This window comes from Hymenobacter sp. IS2118, from assembly GCF_000715495.1.
Lineage (GTDB): Bacteria > Bacteroidota > Bacteroidia > Cytophagales > Hymenobacteraceae > Hymenobacter.
Genome location: NZ_JNLX01000009.1, coordinates 1 through 237, shown reverse-complemented (window position 1 = coordinate 237; position 237 = coordinate 1). Strand labels below are relative to the sequence as shown.

Here is a 237-nt window from a genome sequence, read left to right as displayed (position 1 = left end):
CGGCCGCCACGCGCATCGCCCTGGCCGTGGGCGTGCCCGCCGCCGGCGCCTACACCCTGAGCGCCGCTGCGCTGACGAACCTGCCCACCGGGCTCGACGCCTACCTCAGCGACGCCGCCACGGGCCAGACGCTCAAGCTAGCCAGCGGCACCGCGTATAGCTTCAGCGTCACAGCCGCAGAGGCGCAGGCCCTGCTGCTGGGGCGCTTCACGCTGAGCTTCAGCAACAGCGCGGTCC

1 protein-coding gene is annotated in these 237 nt (G+C 73.4%); it reads left to right on the top strand.

The genetic code is table 11. From position 1 onward, the window contains the following. On the top strand, positions 1–237 hold a 237-nt coding region (locus tag GM79_RS25220), incomplete at both ends, for a hypothetical protein (protein WP_035557672.1).